This is a genomic window from Pseudomonas sp. P5_B2 (assembly GCF_056400445.1).
This window is the reverse complement of sequence record NZ_JBFULH010000953.1, coordinates 1-1,252: the sequence shown is the minus strand read 5'-3', so window position 1 is coordinate 1,252 and position 1,252 is coordinate 1. Positions and strand designations below refer to the sequence as shown.

Below are 1,252 nucleotides of genomic sequence, written 5' to 3'. Positions count from 1 at the left end.
GGCGTCAGATACCGTCCAACCCCCGGATCATAGTACCGATGCCGGTTGTAGTGCAGGCCGCTCTCGGCGTCGAAGTACTGCCCTTGAAAGCGCAACGGTTGCTCAAGCTGCTCGCCCCCGCCAAACGCCTGCTGCGTGACTTTGCCGTAGGCGTTGTACTTCGCCGACCAAACGATTTCGCCGCTGTAATCCGTCAGTTCCTGCGGCGTGCCGAGGTGGTCGAGTTGGTAGTAGAACGGGCAGGCTTTGCGCGGGCCTTTGCCATCGAGCATCGCCAACGGGCGGAAGCTGCCGGGTTCGTAGAGGTAGCTGCGGTAGTGTTCGCGGCTGCTTTCGGCGATGAGGTTATCGCCTTGCCAGAAGAATTCGGTGGTGTGGCCGTCGACGGTTTTGGCGATGCGGCGGCCGAAGGCGTCGTAGCGGTAGCTGGCGCTGCGGCCGTCCGGGGTGGTGATGCCGATCAAGCGGTGCTGGCAGTCGTAGCGGTAGTCGGTGACGAGTTTTTGCCCGGTGCCGCGGCGTTCGCGAATGAGGTTGCCGAAGGCGTCGTAGTCGTAGTGGCGGTCGCCTTGTATGAGCAGGCGATTGCCTTTGACGGTCGCGGCGCCGGGGCGATCCTGCATCAGCAGGTTGCCGGCGGGGTCGTGGGCGAAGGTTTCCGGTGGGGTGTCGCGGGTGTGGCGGACGCGGGTCAGGCGGTTGAGCGGGTCGTAGTAATAGCTGCGTTGGCCGTGTCGACTGTCGGCGACGGTGGCCAGGTTGCCGTTGACCGCGTAGCCGTAATGGCGCATGTACAGCGGCCGGGTTTGCTGGTGGATGGCGTGGGCCTGCAATCGGCCTTGTTCGTCGTAGTGGTAGTGGCTGGTGAGCTGGCCCTGATGGCGTTGCTGCTCGCGGCCGAAGGCAAATTGGTGAGTGGTGAGCCGCGCGCCGTTGAGGTCGATGGCGGTGAGTGCGCCGCCCTTGGCGTGGTGGTAATCGAGTTTGCTGCCGTCCGGCAGGCGCAGGCGATTGAGTTGACCGCAGGCGTCGTAGCCATAGCGCAGGGTGCCCCAGCTCTGATGTTCGGTGATCAGCCGGTCCTGTGAGTCGTATTCGAACTCCAGCGGATGGTCGTGGCCGTCGTCGACGCTGATCAGGCGGCCGAGGCTGTCGTAGCGGTAGTCGACCTTGATACCGTCGGGCAGGGTTTTGACCAGCAACCGCCCGGCCGAATCTCGCTCGTAACCCGTGATCAACTCCGAACCGTCAG

At 64.1% G+C, this 1,252-nt stretch carries 1 protein-coding gene; it reads right to left on the bottom strand.

The genetic code is table 11. The features are described from left to right. On the bottom strand, window positions 1-1,252 hold a 1,252-nt coding region (locus tag AC1DRJ_RS28255; RefSeq protein WP_477805040.1), incomplete at both ends, for an RHS domain-containing protein.